The 21,508-nt window shown below is 61.7% G+C and carries 17 protein-coding genes; 8 read left to right on the forward strand and 9 right to left on the reverse strand.

Going from position 1 to position 21,508, the window contains the following annotated elements:
• Positions 1 to 3 precede the first annotated feature (3 nt).
• A complete protein-coding gene (locus tag ACR0J1_RS04150) occupies positions 4 to 1,824 on the reverse strand; it encodes an ABC transporter ATP-binding protein (RefSeq protein ID WP_480730765.1) in 1,821 nt (606 codons plus the stop codon).
• Positions 1,825 to 2,109: 285 nt separating this feature from the next.
• Between ACR0J1_RS04150 and ACR0J1_RS04155 the strand changes: the two genes are divergently transcribed.
• The 3 genes from ACR0J1_RS04155 (at position 2,110) to ACR0J1_RS04165 (ending at position 5,890) form a co-directional block, all read left to right on the forward strand.
• Positions 2,110 to 3,816: a peptide ABC transporter substrate-binding protein gene (locus ACR0J1_RS04155; RefSeq protein ID WP_480730767.1), complete on the forward strand. Its 1,707-nt coding sequence runs from the start codon at positions 2,110 to 2,112 to the stop codon at positions 3,814 to 3,816.
• Positions 3,817 to 3,909: 93 nt separating this feature from the next.
• Positions 3,910 to 4,917, forward strand: a complete 1,008-nt coding sequence (locus ACR0J1_RS04160; protein ID WP_170736410.1) for an ABC transporter permease — start codon at positions 3,910 to 3,912, stop codon at positions 4,915 to 4,917.
• The gene (locus ACR0J1_RS04165; protein ID WP_480730769.1) at positions 4,910 to 5,890 is read left to right on the forward strand and encodes an ABC transporter permease; all 981 of its coding nucleotides are present in this window, start codon (positions 4,910 to 4,912) and stop codon (positions 5,888 to 5,890) included. Before ACR0J1_RS04160 ends, ACR0J1_RS04165 begins: the two co-directional genes overlap by 8 nt.
• A 7-nt stretch (positions 5,891 to 5,897) precedes the next feature.
• On the opposite strand, the gene ACR0J1_RS04170 is transcribed toward ACR0J1_RS04165, so the two are convergent.
• The 6 genes from ACR0J1_RS04170 to ACR0J1_RS04195 all read right to left on the reverse strand — a co-directional run bounded on the left by ACR0J1_RS04170 (position 5,898) and on the right by ACR0J1_RS04195 (position 12,633).
• On the reverse strand, positions 5,898 to 7,034 hold the full coding sequence (locus ACR0J1_RS04170; protein WP_480730771.1) for an MFS transporter: 1,137 nt from the start codon (positions 7,032 to 7,034) through the stop codon (positions 5,898 to 5,900).
• A gap of 72 nt (positions 7,035 to 7,106) precedes the next feature.
• A complete protein-coding gene (locus ACR0J1_RS04175) occupies positions 7,107 to 8,384 on the reverse strand; it encodes a DUF3422 family protein (protein WP_480730773.1) in 1,278 nt (425 codons plus the stop codon).
• 107 nt (positions 8,385 to 8,491) lie between these two features.
• Positions 8,492 to 8,848 carry a VOC family protein gene (locus tag ACR0J1_RS04180; RefSeq protein ID WP_480730775.1) on the reverse strand — a complete coding sequence of 119 codons (357 nt, stop codon included), beginning with the start codon at positions 8,846 to 8,848 and terminating at the stop codon, positions 8,492 to 8,494.
• Between the two features lie 166 nt (positions 8,849 to 9,014).
• A complete protein-coding gene (locus ACR0J1_RS04185; protein WP_480730777.1) occupies positions 9,015 to 10,466 on the reverse strand; it encodes an NAD(P)(+) transhydrogenase (Re/Si-specific) subunit beta in 1,452 nt (483 codons plus the stop codon).
• Positions 10,467 to 10,479: 13 nt separating this feature from the next.
• The gene (locus ACR0J1_RS04190; RefSeq protein ID WP_480730779.1) at positions 10,480 to 12,051 is read right to left on the reverse strand and encodes a Re/Si-specific NAD(P)(+) transhydrogenase subunit alpha; all 1,572 of its coding nucleotides are present in this window, start codon (positions 12,049 to 12,051) and stop codon (positions 10,480 to 10,482) included.
• 132 nt (positions 12,052 to 12,183) lie between these two features.
• Entirely contained in the window at positions 12,184 to 12,633 is a 450-nt protein-coding gene (locus ACR0J1_RS04195) for a methyltransferase family protein (protein WP_480730781.1), read from the reverse strand.
• Between the two features lie 186 nt (positions 12,634 to 12,819).
• Here ACR0J1_RS04195 and kynU point away from each other — a divergent pair, with 186 nt between their 5' ends.
• The gene (gene kynU, locus ACR0J1_RS04200; RefSeq protein ID WP_480730783.1) at positions 12,820 to 14,013 is read left to right on the forward strand and encodes a kynureninase; all 1,194 of its coding nucleotides are present in this window, start codon (positions 12,820 to 12,822) and stop codon (positions 14,011 to 14,013) included.
• Here the strand turns inward: kynU and ACR0J1_RS04205 are convergent.
• Entirely contained in the window at positions 14,006 to 14,584 is a 579-nt protein-coding gene (locus tag ACR0J1_RS04205; RefSeq protein ID WP_480730785.1) for a TetR/AcrR family transcriptional regulator, read from the reverse strand. The two genes, kynU and ACR0J1_RS04205, sit on opposite strands and share 8 nt — an antisense overlap.
• Before the next feature lie 97 nt (positions 14,585 to 14,681).
• Between ACR0J1_RS04205 and ACR0J1_RS04210 the strand changes: the two genes are divergently transcribed.
• Positions 14,682 to 15,146 (forward strand): (2Fe-2S)-binding protein, encoded by a 465-nt coding sequence (locus tag ACR0J1_RS04210; RefSeq protein WP_480730787.1) that lies wholly within the window; start codon positions 14,682 to 14,684, stop codon positions 15,144 to 15,146.
• Between the two features lie 3 nt (positions 15,147 to 15,149).
• Complete coding sequence (locus tag ACR0J1_RS04215) at positions 15,150 to 17,390, forward strand: xanthine dehydrogenase family protein molybdopterin-binding subunit (protein ID WP_480730789.1); 2,241 nt, start codon at positions 15,150 to 15,152, stop codon at positions 17,388 to 17,390.
• Between the two features lie 32 nt (positions 17,391 to 17,422).
• Here ACR0J1_RS04215 and ACR0J1_RS04220 read toward each other — a convergent pair whose 3' ends face one another.
• Positions 17,423 to 18,202: a gamma-glutamyl-gamma-aminobutyrate hydrolase family protein gene (locus ACR0J1_RS04220; protein ID WP_480730791.1), complete on the reverse strand. Its 780-nt coding sequence runs from the start codon at positions 18,200 to 18,202 to the stop codon at positions 17,423 to 17,425.
• 212 nt (positions 18,203 to 18,414) lie between these two features.
• On the opposite strand from ACR0J1_RS04220, the gene pepN reads away from it, so the two are divergent.
• Complete coding sequence (gene pepN / locus ACR0J1_RS04225) at positions 18,415 to 20,967, forward strand: aminopeptidase N (protein WP_480730793.1); 2,553 nt, start codon at positions 18,415 to 18,417, stop codon at positions 20,965 to 20,967.
• On the forward strand, positions 20,964 to 21,392 hold the full coding sequence (locus ACR0J1_RS04230; protein ID WP_480730795.1) for a hypothetical protein: 429 nt from the start codon (positions 20,964 to 20,966) through the stop codon (positions 21,390 to 21,392). Before pepN ends, ACR0J1_RS04230 begins: the two co-directional genes overlap by 4 nt.
• The last annotated feature ends 116 nt before the right edge of the window (positions 21,393 to 21,508 follow it).

Raw genomic sequence — 21,508 nt, forward strand, 5'->3', positions numbered from 1 at the left:
GGCTTAATATCCGCTATCGGTGGTCAGAACGAAATGGCCCGGTTCGACCTCGTTGTATTGCGAGGGTTCGGGGGCGTAGCCAATAGGATGAATTGGCGACGGGATCGGTTTGAAATTCAAATCTTTTTCCGACTTCCGCTTGTTCGGATCGGCAATCGGCACCGCCTTCATCAGCGCCTGCGTATACGCATGCTGAGGGTTCTCGAACACCCGCGCGCGCGGCCCCAATTCGACGATCCGGCCCAGGTACATCACGCCCACGTGGTGGCTGACCCGTTCCACCACGGCCATGTCATGGCTGATGAACAGATAGCTGAGGCTCAACTCAGACTGCAGCTCCATCATCAGGTTCAGCACCTGCGCCTGCACCGAGACGTCCAACGCCGAGACCGCCTCATCCGCGATGATCAGCTTGGGATTCAGGGCCAGCGCGCGGGCGATTGCGATCCGTTGACGCTGACCACCCGACATCTCATGCGGGAAGCGGCGCATGAAGCTGCGTGGCAGTTGCACCTTGTCGAACAGTTGTGCCACGCGGTCCTGCAACTCGGGCCCCGAGGCGACGCCGTAGTTGCGCATCGGCTCTGCCACCTGATCGATCAGTTGCATCTGCGGATTCAGCGAGGCAAACGGGTCCTGAAAGATCATCTGCATGTCCAGCCGCGCCTTGCGCAGGCCCGCCGGGTCCAGCTTCATGATGTCGACGCCGTCCAGATCGACCTCACCCGCCATCGGCTCCACCAGCCGCAGGATGGACCGCCCGGCCGAAGATTTGCCGCAACCCGACTCACCAACAAGGCTGAGGGTCTGGCCACGGTTCAGGGTAAATGAGACATCCTCAACCGCGTGCACATTCGAAATCGTCCGGCGCAGCAGCCCGCCTTTGACCGGGAAGCGCGTTGTCAGGTTTTTGACCGTCAACAGCACCTCTTCGGTGCCGGGAATCGGCGCGATATTCTGGCCTTCGGCACCCAAAAGCTTCATCGGCTCGGGCGCGGCCTTGCCTTGCATTTCGCCCAGTTTCGGCACTGCCGCCAGTAGCGCCTTGGTATAGTCATGCTGTGGATTCTCGAAGATCTCGGTGACCGTACCTTCTTCGACCTTGTTGCCCCGGAACATAACCACGACGCGATCGGCCATCTGCGCAACCACCGCCATGTCATGGGTGATGAACATCACCGCCGTGCCGGTTTCGCGCTTGAGACGGTCCATCAATGCCAGAATCTCGGCCTGAATGGTCACGTCCAGCGCGGTCGTGGGTTCATCCGCAATCAGCAGGCGCGGCTCGCAGGCCATGGCCATGGCGATCACGACGCGCTGCCGCATCCCGCCGGACAGTTCGTGCGGATACTGCTTCAACCGCCGCTCAGGCTCGGGGATGCGGACCTGTCGCAGCAGCTCAAGCGCCCGCTCCTCGGCTTGTGCCTTCGACATATCCTTGTGGATGCGCAATCCTTCGGTCAGCTGCCGCCCCACCGTGAACACCGGGTTCAGCGCGGTCATCGGCTCCTGAAAGATCATCCCGATCTCATTGCCGCGAATCTGTTTCATCAGATCCTGATCCGCATTTGCCAGGTTCATCTCATCGCCATCGCGGCGATCAAACAGCAATTGCCCGCCCGCGATCTCGCCCCCGCCAAACTCGACCAGCCGCATCAGCGACAGCGAGGACACCGACTTGCCGGACCCGGATTCGCCAACGATACATACGGTTTCACCGGGGTTCACCTCGAACGAGACATCCTCGACGCCGACCACCGGACCGTCCTTGGTCTGAAACTCGACCCGTAGTTTTTTGATCTGGGCAATAGGCTGATCCAGCACGCGCGCTCTCCCCTTGGCGGCTTTTTGGTTTGAGTGCCAAACGCTAAGGCGGGGGGGCGGGAAAAGTCAAACCCATTGCCGGTTTTCCTGAAGGCAAGGCTTGCAATTTTCTAAAACTCTGTTTCGATACGCCGCGTAACCGTTTTGGGGAGAAGACGGAAAACACGTTCGTGTGACCACCGTTATCGTTGTTTTTCAACGCACTGCACCCCATCGCGGCAACGCCAAATCCGCAGGCCATGCGGAATACGACAAGACACATAAGTGTCCAACATGGAGTGTATGATGAAGATCAAAACCCTTTTGCTTGGTGCGATTGCAAGCACGGCGATGGCCCCGATGGCCATGGCCGAGCGTGGATCGGACGGCAATGTCAGCATTATTTACTGGCAGGCCCCATCGATCATGAACCCGTTCCTGTCGGGCGGCACCAAGGATGTCGAGGCTGCCTCGCTGGTGATCGAACCGCTCGCCCGCTATGACCAAGACGGCCAGATGGTGCCCTTCCTGGCATCCGAAATTCCGACTGTTGAAAATGGCGGCGTCAGCGAAGACCTGACCTCGATCACTTGGAAAATCGCACCGGGAATCACCTGGTCCGATGGCACCCCATTCACTGCGGCCGATGTCATCTTTACCGCGAACTATTGCATGGACCCTGAAGGCGGCTGCGCGCAGGTCACCAAGTTCGAGGGTGTCACCAACGTCGAGGCGATTGACGATCTGACCGTCAAAGTCACTTTCGACGCACCGACCCCCTTCCCCTACGGCCCCTTCGTCGGCGGTGAAAGCCCGATCATTCAGGCCGCACAGTTCGCGGACTGCATGGGCGCCAAGGCCCCGGAATGCACCACCGAGAACTTCAATCCGATCGGCACCGGCCCGTTTGTCGTCACCGAGTTCAAGCCGAATGACGTGATCACCTTCGCGGCAAACGAAAACTATCGTGACCCGGCGAAACCGGCCTTTGCAACCGTAACCTTCAAAGGCGGCGGCGATGCAACAGCGGCTGGTCGCGCGGTCATGGAAACCGGCGAGTTCGACTATGCCTGGAACCTGCAGCTTGCGCCCGAAGTGATCGCGCAGATGGAAGCAGGCGGCAAGGGCACCCCGGTCGCAGGCTTCGGCCCGCTGGTCGAGCGTATCATGCTGAACCAGACCAACCCGTCGCCCGATCTGCCGGAAGGCGAGCGTTCGACTGCTGCGCATCCGCATCCGTTCCTGCAGGATCCGGCCGTTTACAAAGCCATGTCCATGGCCATCGACCGTCCGCTGCTGGTGGAAATCGGCTATGGTCAGGCCGGCAAGGTGACCTGTAACTGGGTTCCGGCACCTGCCGCAGTTAACTCGACCTCGATGACCTGCGACACGCAGGATATTGAAGGCGCGAAAAAACTGCTGGATGACGCTGGCATCGTCGACAGCGATGGCGATGGAATTCGCGAAAAAGACGGCGTTCCGCTGAAAATCGTCTATCAGACCTCGACCAACGCCGTCCGTCAGGACTTCCAGGCGCTGATCAAGGAATGGTGGAGCCAGATCGGTATCGAATCCGAGCTGCGCAACATCAACGCATCGGTCTTCTTCGGTGGTGACCCGGGCTCGCCCGATACCTTCCAGAAGTTCTATGCCGACGTCGAGATGTACGCCAACACCTTCAACGGCACCGACCCGCAGTCCTACTTGGGCAACGGCCTGTGCGACAAGGCCCCGCGTCCTGACACGCAGTGGCAAGGTGAAAACATCAGCCGCTTTTGCAACGAAGAGTTCGACAAGCTGCACGGCCAACTCGCCGAAACTGCAGGCGCTGACGCGCGTGCTGAAATCGCGAAGCAGTTGAACGACATCATGGTTCAGAACGGCGGTATGATCCCGCTGGTGCACCGTGGTCGTCTGTCGGCGCACTCGAACACTCTGGGTGGCGTTGTCCTGAACGTATGGGACAGCGAGCTGTGGAACATTGCGGACTGGTACCGCAAAACCGGTTCCTAAGCCCTGACTTGCAAAGCCGCGCCCCGATCGATATCGGGGCGCGGTCATTTGCACACCACCCCAACAAGAAGACGCATATAAAGGCGCCTCTTAATGCTCAATTTTACCATAAGACGACTGGTGCTGGCCGTACCTACGCTGCTGTTCATCAGCCTCGTCATCTTCCTGCTGCTCGAGCTTGCCCCAGGCGACCCGATGGCACAGGTCCCACTCACCGTCCCCCCCGAAGTCAAAGAGAAGATGCGCGAGGCACTTGGCCTCGGACAGCCGATGCATATCCGGTTCTGGAAATGGATCGTGCAGTTCTTCTGGATCGAACCGCAGGTTCTGGTCGACGCCATGTTCGGCACCACCTTTTCCGAAGGTGACCTGCGTGTGATTTCGTGGCAGACCCGCTCACCCGTCATGGACATCGTCGTTCAGCGTATCCCCCAGACCCTGTGGGTTGTCGGCACCGCTTATGTGGTCGCCATCCTGATCGCACTGCCCATCGGCATCTATTCCGCGTATCGCCAGTATTCCTGGTTCGACCAGATGGGTACCTTTGTATCGATGGTCGGTTTCTCGGTCCCGCCCTTCTTCTCGGGCGTGCTGGTGATCGTGATCTTCTCGGTCCAGTTGGGTTGGTTCCCGTCGATCTATGACACCACCCTTGTGGTGAACAGTTGGGACAGCTTTATGCTGCAGCTCAAGCAGATGATCATGCCCGTCATGGTTCTGGCGCTACAGATCACCGCGCAGCTTAGCCGCTTCATGCGCGCCTCGATGCTGGACAATCTTAATCAGGATTACGTCCGTACCGCCCGCGCCAAGGGCCTCAGCGAATACACCGTTGTTATGGTCCATGTCCTGCGCAATTCGATGATCCCCGTGGTCACCGTGATTGCGCTGGGTATCCCGGCCATCTTTGGCGGCGCGATCATCACCGAGCAGGTGTTCAAGGTGAACGGCATCGGCCAGTTGCTGATCGGGGCCATTCAGGCCAACGACCTGCCGATGGTGCAGACGCTGACCTTCATCTTTGCCGTGCTGATCGTGCTGTTCAACCTGATCGCCGACGTCCTGTATGGCATTCTGGACCCGAGGATTCGCTATGACTGATCATGATCGTACCGACACTCTGGTCCCCGACGAGGGGTTGGCCCCGGCATCCACAGTCCTGCCAACCGCGGGTGTGATGGAGGAATTCACCACCCCACCCAGCAGCCAATGGCGCGATGTGTGGGATCAGTTCAAAACCCACAAGGGCGCAATGATCGGGGCGATCCTGTTCATCTTTATCGTCGCCGCGGTCTATCTCGGGCCATTTATCTGGACCATCGACCCTACCCAGATCGACATCCGGTCGCGTAATCAGGGCCCCAGCCTTGCGCATCCCTTCGGCACCGACCAACTGGGCCGGGATATTTTGGCACGGATGATGTCCGGCGGTCAGACCTCGGTGTCGGTTGGCATCACCGCGATGCTGCTGGCGCTGTTTCTGGGCTCGTTCATCGGCGTTCTGGCCGGGTTCTTCAAACGGCTGGACGGCCCGCTGATGCGCCTGACCGACCTGTTCCTGGCCCTGCCCCTGCTGCCCTTGCTGCTGGTTATGATGCTGCTGTTCCGCGAGCCACTATCGGCTGCTTTCGGACTGGAACGCGGCATCTTCATCTTGATCGTCTGCGCCATCGGCATCACCTCGTGGATGCCAACTGCGCGGATCGTGCGGGGGGACGTTCTGGCGATCAAAGAGCGTGAATTCGTTCTGGCAGCCCGTTCCATCGGCACCAGCAATAGCCAGATCATCACGCGGCACATCCTGCCGAACGTGCTGTCTCCAATCATGGTCTCAGCCACGTTGGGCATTGCCACGGCCATCATCACGGAAAGCGCACTGTCTTTCCTCGGCCTCGGGTTCCCACCCGACTTCCCGACATGGGGCCGGTTGCTGTTCGATGGCGTCGACTATCTGCAGCAATACCCCGAGCGCGTGTTCTGGCCCGGTCTGGCGATCTCGCTAACCGTGCTCAGCGTGAACTATCTGGGTGACGGCCTACGCGACGCGCTGGATCCCCGTATTCGCGGACGCTAAACGAACCTCAGTCGGCGCGCTTCAGCGCGCCGGCCAACAGGATGATCAGAACGGCCAGCGGCAACAGAACCGCAAATGCCAGCCGCAAGGTCATCAACTCGGCCAAAAACCCGATCAGGGGCGGCCCGATCAGCAACCCTCCGTAGCCCAAGGTCGCAACGCTTGCGATGGCCTGCCCCGGCGGCACGTTCGGGTCATTGGCCGCACGGCTGAAGGCCAGCGGCATGATCACCGCATAGCCGATCCCCATCAGCGCAAAGCCTGCCAGCGCCAACCCCGCCCCGCCTGCCGACACCACCCCGAACACGCTGAGCGCGGCGCAAACGCCCCCAAACCGCGCGGTCGCAACCGGTCCGAACCGCGCGATCACAAAGCCGCCCGCCAACCGGAAAGCCACCATCGCGACCGAGAACACCGCATATCCCAGCGCCGCAACACTCTCGGCCGCGCCGGTCACATCCCGCAGGAAAATCGCGCTCCAATCCGCCACCGCGCCCTCACCCAGCGCGCCGCACAGCGCGGTGAACCCCACGAGGATCAGAGCACCCGAGGGCAAAGCAAACACAGACCCCGCCCCCGCCTCGGCCCGGTTCGAGACCCAGCGCACCCACGACGCGGCTAAAGCCAACGCCACGACAACCCCGCCCGCCAGCAGAAAATGCTGGATCACCGTCAGCCCCGCCTGCACAGCGCCAAAACCGCTGAGCGCGCCCAGCCCGGCCCCCAGGCTCCACATCGCGTGGAACGAGGACATGACGGGCTTGTCAAAGGCCTGTTCGACCTCGGCGGCCCAGGCATTCATCGCCACATCCATCGAGCCATGGAATGCGCCGAAGACGAACAGAAACGCGGCCAGGGTCCAGAACTCACCAGCCAGCGCCAGCAGCATCAGGGAAAACGTGTAGAGAACCGCGATGACCCGCGTGATCGAGACCGCGCCGAACCGATCCGTCAGCCGCCCCGTGATCGGAAAGGAACATACCGCCCCGGCCGCCATGAACAGCAACCCATAGCCCAGCGCCTCATGGCTGAGGTCGAGCCGGTCGCGGACCGCCGGAATACGCGACGCCCAGATGCCGAACAACGCGCCATTCAGGATGAACATGGCGGCCACGGCTCGCCAAGCGGCAACAATACCAATCATGGGGACCCCCTCGCGCGAAACCTGCCCAACCGGACCCGTTCTACAGGTCCCGCAGAAATTGGCAAATGTCGCCTATTCCAGCCGCTTGCGAATCCGGCGAATGCCGATCCACACCCCCAGCACCACCGGAACCGTCACAGCCGCCGTCAGCGTCCCCTTGCTAATCCCCGCCTTGGTCAGCGGATAAAGCAGGTAGCTGACCAGCGAGACGGCATAATAGCTGATCGCCACCACCGATAGCCCCTCGACCGTATGCTGCAGCCGCAGCGCTAGATCCGCGCGCCGGTCCATGCTTTCCAGCAGCGCCTGATTCTGTGCGCTGCGCTCGACATCGACCCGCGTCCGCAATAGCTCACCAGCGCGAATGGCCCGGTCCGACAGCGCCTGCAAGCGGCGCTCAGTCGCTTTGACAGTGCGGATCGCCGGGTCATAGCGGCGCATCATGAAATCAGCAAAACTCTGCCCGCCCCGAAAGCGCTCTTCTCTCAGCACCGCGATCCTCTGGTTGACCAAGGCTTCATAGGCGCCTGTCGCAGCAAAGCGATAGGAACAGCGGGCCGACAGGCTTTCAAGCTCGGTCGAGGTCGACAGAAGCTGCGGCAGCAACGCATCCGGAGGCGTGCTGTCATCGGTCATCTCTCCCATCAGCTTGGTCAGCTGACCGTCCAGTTCACCGATCCGGGGCATCAGTTCCTTGACTCGCGCAAAGCCCAGCATCGACATCGCCTTATAGGTCTCGATCTCGCACAGCCGCTGAATAACGCGCCCGGTCCGGCGTTCATCGGTCCCGTCCGAAACAAACAGGGCGAAACGCATGTGTCCGGCGGGGTCGATGCGGAAATCGCCGGCGCAGATGGCCGAATCGTCCAGAACCCGCGCCGTCGCCAGGCTTTCGGGCTCGAACCAGTCGGCCAATGCAGCACTCACTCCGTCATCATCCGGGCGCTCGACCACCCGCAACATGATCGACGTCACCCTTTTCCCCGGACACGCCCGCAACCAGTCCGGCGGAAACACCTCGAAATCGGCCGGGTGGAAGGGCCGATCACTGACATTCGGAGTGATGGCGGTATAGGTGACGAACTCGGTGTGCTGCTCCCATTTCAGCCGGTGCCGGCCGATCTGGCCCGCATAATGCGTCGCTTCCGGCCGCGGATGCTGCGCACCATGCCGGTCCAGCAGATCAATCAGATGCCCCCGGTCTTCACCACGATCCCCCGCCACCGCGGCCGAGGGCTTCTTGATTGCCAAAAAAACGACCGTGCAGGGCGCGGACGCTGTCGGGAAAGGCCGTGCGTGCAACTCGTTGGCCAGCGCATAGCGCAGCGGATGGTCATCTATCGGCGTCATCGGTGGCTCCGTTTTGTCCGGCGCACTATAAGGCACCGGGAAAATACATCAATTATCTTTTTATTTCATGTACTTATGTGGATACCACAGCATACCGAACAGCTATCTTATTGATTTGGCTCCCACAGCTCGATGGGATTGCCCTCAGGGTCGTGAATACGCGCGAATTTTCCAACCTCGCTGTCCCAGTCCGGGCTGGTCTCGACCGTGATTCCGGCGGACCGAAGCTGCGCAATCATCGCATCCAGATCATCTACGCGGAAATTGATCATCCACTGCTGCTCGGCGCGTCCGAAATATTCCGTATCTTCAGCGAAGGGTGCAAAGACCGTGTACCCCTCCTGCTGCTTCCACGGCACAGGGTCATAGTGGTTCACCCCCAAATGCGTCTCATACCAAACACTCAGCGCCTTCGGGTCCCGCGCACGAAAGAATACCCCACCAATACCATTCACCTTTTCCATAGACACCCCCGCCAAAACATCATCCTGCCCCAACCTACCACACCCCACCCGCTTCATCTGGCCAAAAATATCCTGGGGGGCCGCTGGGGGGCAAAGCCCCCCAGCCAACCAAAAACGAAAAGGGCGCCCGCAAGGGCGCCCTTTGCATTTCACCGAAACGTTCCGATCAGTCGATCATCGGCAACAGCTTGTCCAACGACTGCTTTGCATCGCCATAGAACATGCGCGTGTTCTCCTTGAAGAACAGCGGGTTCTCGATGCCCGAATACCCGGTGCCCTGACCACGCTTGGACACAAAGACCTGCTTGGCCTTCCAGCACTCCAGCACCGGCATCCCGGCGATGGGGCTATTGGGATCTTCCTGCGCCGCAGGGTTCACGATGTCGTTCGATCCGATAACGATGGCCACATCCGTATCCGGGAAGTCATCGTTGATCTCATCCATCTCCAAAACGATGTCATAGGGCACCTTCGCCTCGGCCAGCAGCACGTTCATGTGCCCGGGCAGACGACCGGCAACCGGGTGGATCGCAAAACGCACCTCTTTGCCCTTGGCGCGCAGCTTGCGGACCAGTTCGGAAACGGACTGCTGCGCCTGCGCCACCGCCATGCCGTAGCCAGGGATGATGACAATGCTGTCGGCATCGTTCAGGGCTGCGGCCACACCATCGGCCTCGATCGCGATCTGTTCGCCCTCAACCGCCATCTGCTCGCCCTGCGGGCCACCAAAGCCGCCCAGGATCACGCTGACAAAGTGGCGGTTCATCGCCTTGCACATGATGTAGGACAGGATCGCACCCGACGAGCCCACCAGCGCACCCACCACGATCAGCAGGTCATTGCCCAGCGAGAAACCAATCGCCGCAGCCGCCCAACCCGAATACGAGTTCAGCATCGACACCACCACCGGCATATCGGCGCCGCCGATGCCCATGATCAGGTGATAGCCGATGAAGAGCGCCGCCAGCGTCATCAGGAACAGCGGAAAGAACCCGCCCGACGCGGTGTACCAGATCAGGCAAATCAGCGAGAGGCCCGCCGCCGCCGCATTCAAAGCATGACCGCCCGGCAGCTTGGTCGCCGCCGACGTCACCTTGCCCGCCAGCTTGCCATAGGCCACGACCGAGCCGGTAAAGGTGATCGCCCCGATGAAGATGCCCAGGAACAGCTCGACATGCAGGATCGAAACCTCGGCGGCCGTCTTCTTGGCGATCAGCTTGCCGAATTCGCCCAACCCGGACAGTTCAACCTCTTTCGCGGCATCCGCGATGGCGAACAGCTCGGCCACGTTCAGGATTTCGAAATGGGCGTTATAGCCCACGAACACAGCCGCCAGACCGACAAGGCTGTGCATTGCAGCCACCAGCTGCGGCATCTCGGTCATCTGCACGCGCTGCGCCACATATTGACCGATCAGGCCACCGCCGATCAGCAGCAGCAGCGACAGCAACCACAGGCCCGAGCCGGGGCCGACCAAGGTCGCAAACACCGCCAGCGCCATGCCGACAATGCCATACCAGACCGCGCGCTTGGCGCTTTCCTGATTTGAAAGCCCGCCAAGGGACAGGATGAAAAGGACAGCCGCAACAACATAAGCGGCAGAAGTGAAGCCAATCATATGCCCGACCTCCTTAAGATTTCTGGAACATGGCGAGCATGCGCCGGGTTACGAGGAAGCCACCGAAGATGTTGACCCCGGCCATAAAGACGGACAGCGCCGCCAGCAGAATGACCAGAAACGATCCCGATCCGATCTGCATCAACGCTCCAACGATAATAATCGACGAGATCGCATTGGTGATCGCCATCAGCGGCGTGTGCAAACTGTGCGAGACGTTCCAGATCACCTGGAAGCCCACGAAGATCGCCAGCACAAACACGATGAAGTGCTGCATGAAACTGGCCGGAGCGATCAGCCCCACCAGCAGCATCAGCGCGCCACCCACACCCAGCAGGGTGAACTGCTGTTTTGTCTGCGCCTTGAACGCCGCGATTTCCTGCGCCTTCTTCTCTTCCGGGGTCAGTTCTTTGACTTCCGGTTTCTTCTGCGCCGCAATCGCCTGCACCTTGGGCGGCGGCGGCGGGAAGGTGATCTCGCCTTCGTGCGTCACGGTCGCGCCGCGGATCACGTCATCTTCCATGTCGTGATTGACCTTGCCATCCTTCTCGGGCGTCAGATCAGTCATCATGTGACGGATGTTGGTGGCATAGAGTGACGAAGACTGTGCCGCCATCCGGCTGGGGAAGTCGGTATAGCCGATGATGGTCACGCCATTGTCGGTGACGATCTTTTCATCCGCCACGGTCAGCTTGCAGTTACCGCCCTTTTCCGCCGCCAGATCGACGATGACCGAGCCCGGCTTCATCGCCTCGACCATATCCTTGGTCCAAAGCTCGGGTGCCTCGCGGTTCGGGATCAGCGCGGTGGTGATCACGATGTCCATCTCAGGGGCCAGTTCACGGAACTTGGCCAGCTGCGCCTCGCGGAACTCATCCGACTGGACGGATGCATAACCACCGGTCGCAGCACCGTCCTGTTGGTCTTCTTCGAAATCCAGATAGACGAACTCGGCGCCCATGGATTCGACCTGTTCGGCCACTTCGGGGCGCACGTCGAACGCATAGGTGATCGCACCCAGCGAGGTCGAGGTCCCGATCGCAGCAAGACCGGCCACACCGGCCCCCACGATCAGCACCTTGGCAGGCGGAACCTTACCGGCGGCCGTCACCTGACCGGTGAAGAAGCGGCCAAAATTGTTACCCGCTTCGATCACCGCTCGGTAACCGGCGATATTGGCCATGGACGACAGCGCATCCATTTTCTGAGCCCGGCTGATGCGCGGCACCATCTCCATCGCGATGACGGTCGCACCCTTGGACTTGGCCAACTCCATGCCTTCTTCATTCCCGGCGGGGTTGAAGAACGAAATCAGCGTCTTGTCCTTGGTCAGACGCTTCAGCTCGGTCTCGGACGGCTGACGCACCTTGGCGATGATATCCGCCGCTTTCCACAGTGCGGCGGCGGTCTTGACGACCTCGACACCGGCGGCCTCATAAGCTGCGTCGGAAAACCCCGCAGCCGCGCCGGCGCCTTTTTCGATCAGGCACTCATAGCCCAGTTTCTGCAACTGTGCCGCCGAGTCCGGGGTCATCGCGACCCGGTTCTCGCCTTTGAATATTTCCTTTGGCGTTCCTATTTTCACCAGTCGGTTCCCCCTAATTTTCTGTTAAGGCCAGGTGGGTATCCGGCATTGTTTGACAAGCCGACATTTATCTTGCGCAAGATTATTTCGCAAGCGCAGCATTTCTTGCGGTGTGTCATGCCGATCACATCTTCATATCCACCTTCGGGTTTTGTTTTCATACCGCGCAAAATCAGCGCGGAACGTGCGGCGCAAACGATCCTCTTCCGGCAGGATAAAACGTCGTTCGAGCAACCAGACGAAGACCGGGATCAGCACCAGAGACAGCACCGCGTCGAAGCGCAGAATCAGACCGGCCAGGATCAGCACATCGCCCAGATAGATCGGATTGCGGCTGCGTTTGTAGATACCGCCCTGCACCATGGCCGACGGTGTTTCATGCGGCAGTACAGTCGTCCGATGGCGGCGAAACTCGAGAACCGCCAGCAGCGCCAGCAGCACGCCGCCACCGATCAGAATACCGCTGAGCAGATCTGTCACCGGCCCCTCCAGCGACAGCCCCAGAGGCAGCACCCGCGCCTGAGCCCAGGCCAAAACGGCAAAGCCCGCAAGCCAGACGGGTGGTATGTCGATCCGGCGCATGACCGCCTCCTGCCGCGGCAACATGCACCGGCGCATGTCGCTTCTGATCGCTGTCCTACCGCTTTCCGGCCAAGATGGCAAAAGCGCAGGGTGTCGCATCATCCGCCCCCCGGCGATGGACAGGTTCGGCCAGATCGGATAGGCCGGATGCAACCCGTTCTTTCCCTTAATGACGCAAGAGCTTCCATGACCGATTTCGCCGCCACCAAATCCATGTTCCACCTGCCCGCGGGGATGATCTATCTCGACGGCAACTCTCTGGGTCCGCTGCCGAAATCTGCGGCTGGCCGGGTGGGCGAGATGATGCAGGACGAATGGGGGCAGATGCTGATCACCGGCTGGAACAAGGCCGGATGGATGGCGATGCCCACCGGTCTGGGCGACCGCATCGGCCGCCTGATCGGGGCCGAACCGGGCAGCGTCGTGGTTGGCGACACGCTGTCGATCAAGGTCTATCAGGCCCTAGCCTCGGCGTTGGAGTTGAACCCGACCCGCAAAGTGGTGCTGTCGGACAATGGCAACTTTCCCTCGGACCTCTACATGGCTGACGGGCTGCTGCGGTCTCTGGGCCCGGATTACGAGCTGCGCGTCGTTGACCCGCAGGACGTCGCCGCCCATATCACCGAAGAGGTCGCCGTGCTGATGCTGACCGAGGTCGATTACCGCTCGGGCCGTATGCATGACATGAAGGCGTTGACCGAACTGGCCCACGCCAATGGCGTGGTGACGGTCTGGGATTTGGCGCATTCCGCTGGGGCCATTCCAGTCAACCTGTCCGGCTGCAATGCCGATTTCGCGGTGGGCTGCACGTATAAATACCTCAACGGAGGCCCCGGCGCGCCCGCCTTTATCTATGTTGCGCCGCGTCTGTCCGACCGGGTGCGCCCGGCGCTGTCGGGCTGGCTGGGGCATGAATCGCCCTTTGCCTTTGATCTGGATTACCGCCCCGGCACAGGGATCGAGCGGATGCGGGTTGGCACACCCCCGGTCATTCAGATGAGCGCGCTGTCAGCGGCGATGGATATCTGGGACATGGCCGAGATGGCCGATATCCGCGCCAAGTCCATCGACCTGACCGAATTGTTCATCCGCCGTGTCGAGGCCACATGCCCTGACCTGCAACTTGCCAGCCCCCGCGATCCGCAGCAGCGCGGCAGTCAGGTCTCATTCCGGTTTGCCGAAGGCTACGCCGCCATGCAGGCGCTGATCGCGCACGGTGTCATCGGCGATTTCCGGGCACCTGACGTGATGCGGTTCGGCTTCACGCCGCTTTACATCGACGAACAGGATGTGGAACAGGCGGTCGATATTCTGGCTGATATCATCACCAACAAGCTGTGGGATAAGCCCGAATACAAGATCCGCCAGCGCGTTACCTGACCTCAAGCCCCGCACCCAACAGCGCGGCAAGCTGGGAAATCCGCCGCTCGAACTCATCAGCGCTGGACGCCGTCAGCTTAACGCCCTTGAGCGTGGCGGTGATCGTCCGGGCGGTCTCGTCCGGGCCATCGGGGATGCGCACGCGCCCGTCGGCTGCCTCACGCCGCAGCCAGTCGGCATAAAGGCCGGTCAGTTCGGCCTCGCCCTCGTCCACGATATCTGACGCGGTGGATTTGCTGGCATCCAGCATCTCAACCCCGTGCGGCGAGGCGAGGATCATCGCCATGCCGTCAATCTGGGCGTCAATCGCGCGCGCGATGATCTGCGGCACGGTCCCGCCGCCAGACAGGGCACTGGCCACCCCGGCAATCTTTTCGGCGTAGTGCGCCTGCGTCAGGCTGCGAACGATGGCCTCTTTGTTCTTGTAATGCAGATAGACCGCCGGGCGCGACATGCCCGCACCCTTGGCGATGTCATCCATCGAGGTCTTACGGAATCCATAGGCCGCGAACGCCTCAAGCGCCGAGGCGAGGATGGCCAGTTGCCGTGGATCGTCCGGTTTTTGCTCCATGAATCCGATTTGACAGTTTTTGTTCAGATTGTCAATTGACAGACTGACACTTTACGCTAATTATGTCAGAAACCGTCACAGCCAAAAGAGGTGCGCCATGGCGACCGCCCTTAAGATCAACGGAAAGACCCATCAGGTCGATCTGCCCGACGATGTACCCCTGTTGTGGGCTCTGCGCGATGAGGTCGGCCTGACCGGCACCAAGTTCGGCTGCGGCGTGGCCGCTTGCGGATCCTGCACCGTGCATATCGATGGCGAGGCCGTGCGATCCTGTCAGGTCGCCCTGTCCGATGTCTGGGGCGATGTCACAACCATCGAAGGACTGGGCACGCCGGACACGATGGCGACGATCCAGCAGGCCTGGGTCGATCATCAGGTTGCGCAATGCGGTTACTGCCAGTCGGGCCAGATCATGCAGGCCGCAGCGCTGCTGGCCGAGAACCCCGCCCCCTCCGACGCCGATATCGACGACGCGATGCAGGGCAACCTGTGCCGCTGCGGCACCTATCCCCGCATCCGCGCCGCCATCCATGACGCCGCATCCAAGCTGAAGGAGGCCTGATCCATGGCCAGCATCGGAAAAATCCTGCGCCGCACCTTCCTGATCGGCTCGGCTGCCATTGTAGGCGGCGTGGCCTTTGGTGCCTATTACGTCACACGCCCCGCGGCGAACCCGCTGAAACCGCGTGAGGGCGAAACCGCGCTGAGCCCGTTTGTCCTGATCGACCAGCAGGGCGTCACGCTTTTCGCCCCGCGCGCCGAGATGGGTCAGGGCGTCATGACCACATGGGCCGCCCTGATTGCTGAGGAGTTAGACGTCGAACTGGACGACATTCGTGTTCTGCACGGCCCGGCGGCGGCGGCTTACTACAACCATGCCCTTGTGGGCGAAGGCCTGCCGAACAAGGGCTATGACATCTCGGATTTCCAGCACAACCTTGGCGAAGCTCTGGGCGTTCTGGGCCGAACGCTCAGCCTGCAGGTCACCGGCGGTTCGACCTCGATGAAAGACGGGTTCGAGCGGATGCGGATGGCCGGAGCCACCGCCCGCGAGACGTTGAAACAGGCAGCCGCCGACCGTCTGGGCGTGGACCGCGCGCAATTGAAAACCGAAAACGGAGCCGTAGTCGCCCCGGACGGCACCCGCATCCCCTATACCGAACTGGCTGAGGCCGCAGGCCAGATCGAGCCGCCCGAGGCCGCGCTGCGTGATCCCTCCGAATGGCGCCTGATCGGTAAATCCCTGCCCCGCGTCGACATTCCCGGCAAGTCGACCGGTACCGCCACATTCGGCATTGACGTGCGCCCCGAGGGTCTGAAATTCGCGTCCGTCCGTATGAGCCCCAAGCTGGGCGGCGCAATGAACGGCTTTGACGCGAGCGCCGCCGAAACCATGCCCGGCGTCGAAAAGATCGTCGATCTGGGCACCGGTGTTGCGGTGATTGCGAACAACACTTGGCTGGCAATACAGGCGGTCGAGGCGATCGACGTGGACTGGGGCGACGCCCCCTATCCGTCTGAGACTGATGGTATATTTGCCAAGATCGCCGAGGCTTTTGACGACGCCCCGAACTCGACCATGCGCGACGACGGCGATGTTGACACCCTGCCCGAAGGCGCGACCGAGATCACGGCGGACTATACCGTGCCCTATCTGGCCCACGCCACGATGGAGCCAATGAACGCCACCGCGCTTTACACCGGCAGCAAGCTGGACCTGTGGTGCGGCAATCAGGCACCGACCCTGATCCAGATGCGCGCGGCCAATACCGCAGGTCTGGACACCGACGCGGTCGAGATCCACACCACCTATCTGGGCGGCGGCTTTGGTCGCCGCGGAGAACTGGATTTTGGTGAGATCGCCACCAAGGTCGCCATGGCCATGCCCGGCACGCCGGTCCAGACAACGTGGAGCCGCGAAGAAGACATGCGCCACGACTTCTACCGCCCCGGCGCGATGGCCCGGATGCGCGGCGCGGTCAAAGGCGGCAAGGCCGTGCTGATCGACGGCAAGGTTGCCTCGCAATCCCCCACCCAGCAAGCGGTCGCGCGCTACACTGGCTTCCCCGGCGGCGGCCCCGACAAGGTTCTGGTCGAAGGCTTCTTCAACCAACCCTATTCGGTGCCCAACTACCGCATGGCCGGGCATATCGCCGATCTGGCCGTTCCTGTGGGCTTCTGGCGCTCGGTCGGCAACAGCCATAACGGGTTCTTCCACGAAACCTTCATGGATGAGATGGCCCATGCCGCCGGACGCGACCCGCTGGAGTTCCGACTGGAACTGGCACAATCCGAACACGCGCCCTCAGCCGGGTGTCTGGAGGCCGTCCGGGAAATGTCAGGCTGGACCGGCAAGACCCCCGATGGCGTGGGCCGCGGCGTGGCACTAACCTACAGCTTCGGCACCCCGGTCGCGCAGGTGATCGAGGTGGTGGACGAAGACGGCACTATCCGTATCTCGAAGGCCTGGGTCGCCTGCGACGTGGGCCTTGCACTGGACCCGGCCACGGTCGAGGCGCAGATGATCGGCGGCATGATCTATGGCCTGTCGGCGGCGGTGTCGGGTGAGATCACCTTTGCCGATGGCGAGGTCGAGCAATACAACTTCCCCGACTATGACGCGCTGCGGATGCACACGACGCCCGCAACCGAGGTCCGCATCCTTGAGACCAACAAGCATCTGGGTGGGGTCGGTGAACCCGGTACGCCTCCGTCGATGCCTGCACTGGGGAATGCTCTGTTTGATCTGACCGGCGAGCGCGCCCGCAGCCTGCCGTTGAACCAGCAGTTCAACCTGCTGGTCTGAGGCATCCGGTCCGGCGCCCGTCGCCGGACCGCTTAAGCCGAACGCTGCAGCCGCGCGGCGTCTTTGCCTGCGGCCCAGCCGTGTACGGCGCGGCCGAATTCCTCGAACAAGGGGCGCGAGACCGGATCGTTTGCGGCATCCCATTCGGGGTGCCATTGCACCGACAGGGTAAAGCCCGGGGCACCCTGAACATAGATCGCCTCGGGCGTGCCGTCGGGCGCGAGACCGTCGATCACCACATTCTCGCCCAACGTTTTGATCCCCTGCCCGTGCAGCGTGTTGGTCATCACCTCGCAAGCGCCCAGCAATTTATGAAACACCCCGCCCTCGGTCAGTGTCACCACATGGCGCAGGGCGAATTTCTCTTCCAGCGTGCCATCGGGCGGCATCCGGTGGTTCAACCGCCCAGGCAGATCGCGGATTTCGGGATACAGCGTGCCGCCCATGGCCACGTTGACCTCTTGAAAGCCGCGGCAGATGCCGAAGAACGGCTGCCCGCGCTGGACACAGGCGCGGACCAGCGGCAGCGTGATCGCATCCCGCGCCCGGTCAAAATCACCATGCGCGGCCGTTGCAGCCTCGCCATATTCTTCGGGATGCACGTTGGGGCGGCCTCCGGTCAGCAGAAAGCCGTCGCAGACCTCAAGCAACTCATCCACCGATACAAAACGCGGATCGGCAGGCACCAGCAGCGGCACACAATCCGAAACATTTGACACCGCATCCGAATTCATCGTTCCGCCCGCATGTGTCGGGTACTGATCGTTCATCAGATAAGAATTGCCGATAATGCCGACGACCGGGCGCGCCATGAGTTTTCCTTTGTCTCAACTGGTATCTGGCAAAACCTACCGGCAGGCCTGCCCTTGCGCAACGGCGCACACCCTGCATGTCAGCGCAGGCGCGTGTTCAACGGTGCACATTTTGGCGGGACGCATATCCGCTCTGCGCCCGGGCGCATTGGTTGCAGCGGCGGGGCGAAAACCATAACGTCGCGCCAGATTCCCAGTCAACGAGGCCCCCGATGCGCGATGCCGCCCCCACCACCATCTATCTGAAAGATTACACCCCGTTCAGCTATCTGGTCGACAGCGTGCATCTGACCTTCGATCTGGCCCCGAACGCCACCCGCGTGACCTCGCGCATCGCCTTCCGTCCGAACCCCGAGGCGACGGATCGTACGTTTTTCCTGCATGGCGAAGACCTCAAACTGATCCGCGCCGCCATCGACGGGGCCGAAGTGTCACCTGACCTGACACCCGAAGGTCTGACCCTTGCCGCGCCCGACGCGCCCTTTGTCTGGGAGGCCGAGGTCGAGATCGACCCCGGCAACAACACCGCGCTGGAGGGGCTTTATATGTCGAACGGCATGTATTGCACCCAATGTGAGGCCGAAGGGTTCCGCAAGATCACCTATTACCCCGACCGCCCCGATGTGATGTCCACCTTCACCGTGCGTATCAATGGCGACCTTCCGGTGCTGCTGTCGAACGGCAACCCCACGGCCAAGGGAGACGGCTGGGCCGAATGGGTCGATCCGTGGCCCAAACCCGCCTATCTGTTCGCGCTGGTCGCCGGAGAGTTGATCGCCCATCCCGGCCAGTTCACCACCATGTCGGGCCGTGACGTCGAACTGAACCTCTGGGTCCGCCCGGGCGACGAGGGCAAATGTGCCTTCGGCATGGAAGCCCTGAAGAAGTCGATGAAATGGGACGAGGACGTCTATGGCCGTGAATACGATCTGGACGTGTTCAACATCGTGGCCGTCGATGATTTCAACATGGGCGCGATGGAGAACAAGGGGCTGAACATCTTCAACTCCTCGGCTGTGTTGGCCAGCCCCGAAACCTCGACCGACATGAACTTCGAGCGGATCGAGGCGATCATCGCACATGAGTATTTCCACAACTGGACCGGCAACCGCATCACCTGCCGCGACTGGTTCCAGCTGTGCCTCAAGGAAGGGCTGACCGTCTATCGCGACTCGCAGTTCACCTCGGACATGCGCTCGGCCCCGGTGAAGCGTATCCACGACGCCATCGACCTGCGCGCGCGGCAATTCCCCGAGGATAACGGGCCTCTGTCGCATCCCGTGCGGCCCGAGAGTTTTCAGGAAATCAACAACTTCTACACCTCGACCGTCTACGAGAAAGGTGCCGAGGTCATCGGTATGCTGAAGCGGCTGGTGGGGGATGAGGCCTATGCACGGGCGCTCGATCTCTATTTCGACCGCCATGACGGGCAGGCCTGCACCATCGAGGATTGGCTGCAGGTTTTCGAGGACACTACGGGCCGCGATCTGCGCCAGTTCAAGCGCTGGTACAGCCAGTCCGGCACCCCGCGCCTGTCGGTGCGTGAGGATTGGACCGATGGCACCTACACCCTGACGCTGGGCCAACGGACCGAGCCGACACCGGGGCAGGACGACAAGCAGCCTCAGGTGATCCCGGTCGCCATTGGCCTGCTGGTTCCGAACGGGGATGAGGTCCGCGCGACCGAGGTGTTTGAGCTGACCGAGGCAGAACAAAGCTTTACCTTCACCGGCCTTGCGGCCAAGCCCGTGCCTTCGATCCTGCGCGACTTCTCGGCCCCGGTGATCCTTGAACATGAGCCGTCGAATGCCGAACGCGCCTTCCTGCTGGCCCATGACACCGACCCGTTCAACCGCTGGCAGGCGGGGCGGTCGCTGGCCGAGGACACGCTGCTGCGCATGATCACCGACGAGGCGACGCCGGATGCCGATTATCTGGACGGTTTGCTGGCCGTTCTGCGCGATCAAACGCTGGACCCGGCCTATCGCGCGCTGATGCTGGGCCTGCCGACGCAATCCGAACTGGCCGCGGCGCTACATGACAAAGGCGTCACGCCCGATCCGATGGCAATCTGGGCTGCGGTTGAAACCCTGCGTCAGGCCACCGCCCAGCATGTTCAGGACCTTCTGCCCCGGCTGCACAGCGAAACGCTGGTGGATGCGCCCTATCAGCCCGACGCCGAACAATCCGGCAAACGGGCCCTTGGGGGTGCTGCACTAGCGCTGACCTCGCGACTGGATGGCGGCACCAAGGCGGCCGAGGACTATGCCCGCGCTGACAACATGACCTTGCAACTGACCGCCCTGTCCTGCCTGCTGCGCGCGGGCAAGGGCGAAGCCGAACTGGCGGCGTTCTATGACCAGTGGCAGCACGACCGGCTGGTGATGGACAAATGGTTCGGCCTGCAGGTCGCGATGACAGGCCCTGAAAAGACGGTCGAGACTGCTCGAAAACTGTCCGAGCACGCTGATTTCAATTGGAAAAACCCCAACCGGTTCCGCGCGCTGATGGGCTCTTTGGCGGGCAGCCACGCGGGCTTCCATCAGGCGGACGGCGCGGGCTATACGCTGCTGGCGGACTGGCTGATCAAGCTTGACCCGGTGAACCCACAAACCACCGCCCGGATGTGCAGCGCCTTCCAGACCTGGAAACGCTATGACGCCGACCGTCAGGCCCTGATGCGCACACAACTGACCCGCATCGCCGAGACGCCGGACCTGTCGCGCGACTCGACCGAGATGGTGTCGCGCATCCTCGGCGCATGACCCCGTTCCGGTTTACTCGGCAGAACCGGAACCCGCGCACGGTTCTGATCCTGATCTGCATCTATGCGGCGCTGATCGGGCTGATGATCGTCTTTGACGCGGTCTGGTGGCTGATGGCCCTGCTGGCCCTGACCACCCTGCCCGCGCTGTGGGACGTGGCCAAAGACACCGACGCCGGGATGGAGCTGACCGACGACACTCTGCGCTGGCACAGCGGTCAGCGGCAGGGTGAGTTGAACCTGCCCGAGGTCGACCGGTTCCGCTTTGACACCCGTTGGGACCTTTCGGTGCGGGTCACGGCGGTGCTGAAATCGGACAAACGCGTGCGCTTGCCGGATGAATCACTTCCGCCGCATAAGCGGTTCGAAAACGTGCTGACACAGGCCGGATTCGCGGTCGAGCGTCATCATTTTACAGTATTCTGAAACGATCCCCCGATTCCGCGCCGGATTGGTCGCGGAATCCCTTGCTCGCAGCGTTGTGTCCTTGATTTGCGCCTAATTTTTGGCAAAACTGAACCTGTTACACGTTTGTTCCAGTT

The sequence above is a fragment of the Ruegeria sp. CJ3 genome (genome assembly GCF_056536725.1).

Excerpts from the sequence above, each read along its gene's own strand:
- ACR0J1_RS04155 (WP_480730767.1), top strand. The coding sequence starts at position 2,110 with ATGAAGATCAAAACCCTTTTGCTTGGTGCGATTGCAAGCACGGCGATG.
- ACR0J1_RS04160 (WP_170736410.1), top strand. The coding sequence starts at position 3,910 with ATGCTCAATTTTACCATAAGACGACTGGTGCTGGCCGTACCTACGCTG.
- ACR0J1_RS04165 (WP_480730769.1), top strand. The coding sequence starts at position 4,910 with ATGACTGATCATGATCGTACCGACACTCTGGTCCCCGACGAGGGGTTG.
- ACR0J1_RS04170 (WP_480730771.1), bottom strand. The coding sequence starts at position 7,034 with ATGATTGGTATTGTTGCCGCTTGGCGAGCCGTGGCCGCCATGTTCATC.
- ACR0J1_RS04175 (WP_480730773.1), bottom strand. The coding sequence starts at position 8,384 with ATGACGCCGATAGATGACCATCCGCTGCGCTATGCGCTGGCCAACGAG.
- ACR0J1_RS04180 (WP_480730775.1), bottom strand. The coding sequence starts at position 8,848 with ATGGAAAAGGTGAATGGTATTGGTGGGGTATTCTTTCGTGCGCGGGAC.
- ACR0J1_RS04185 (WP_480730777.1), bottom strand. The coding sequence starts at position 10,466 with ATGATTGGCTTCACTTCTGCCGCTTATGTTGTTGCGGCTGTCCTTTTC.
- ACR0J1_RS04195 (WP_480730781.1), bottom strand. The coding sequence starts at position 12,633 with ATGCGCCGGATCGACATACCACCCGTCTGGCTTGCGGGCTTTGCCGTT.
- kynU (WP_480730783.1), top strand. The coding sequence starts at position 12,820 with ATGACCGATTTCGCCGCCACCAAATCCATGTTCCACCTGCCCGCGGGG.
- ACR0J1_RS04205 (WP_480730785.1), bottom strand. The coding sequence starts at position 14,584 with ATGGAGCAAAAACCGGACGATCCACGGCAACTGGCCATCCTCGCCTCG.
- ACR0J1_RS04210 (WP_480730787.1), top strand. The coding sequence starts at position 14,682 with ATGGCGACCGCCCTTAAGATCAACGGAAAGACCCATCAGGTCGATCTG.
- ACR0J1_RS04215 (WP_480730789.1), top strand. The coding sequence starts at position 15,150 with ATGGCCAGCATCGGAAAAATCCTGCGCCGCACCTTCCTGATCGGCTCG.
- ACR0J1_RS04220 (WP_480730791.1), bottom strand. The coding sequence starts at position 18,202 with ATGGCGCGCCCGGTCGTCGGCATTATCGGCAATTCTTATCTGATGAAC.
- pepN (WP_480730793.1), top strand. The coding sequence starts at position 18,415 with ATGCGCGATGCCGCCCCCACCACCATCTATCTGAAAGATTACACCCCG.
- ACR0J1_RS04230 (WP_480730795.1), top strand. The coding sequence starts at position 20,964 with ATGACCCCGTTCCGGTTTACTCGGCAGAACCGGAACCCGCGCACGGTT.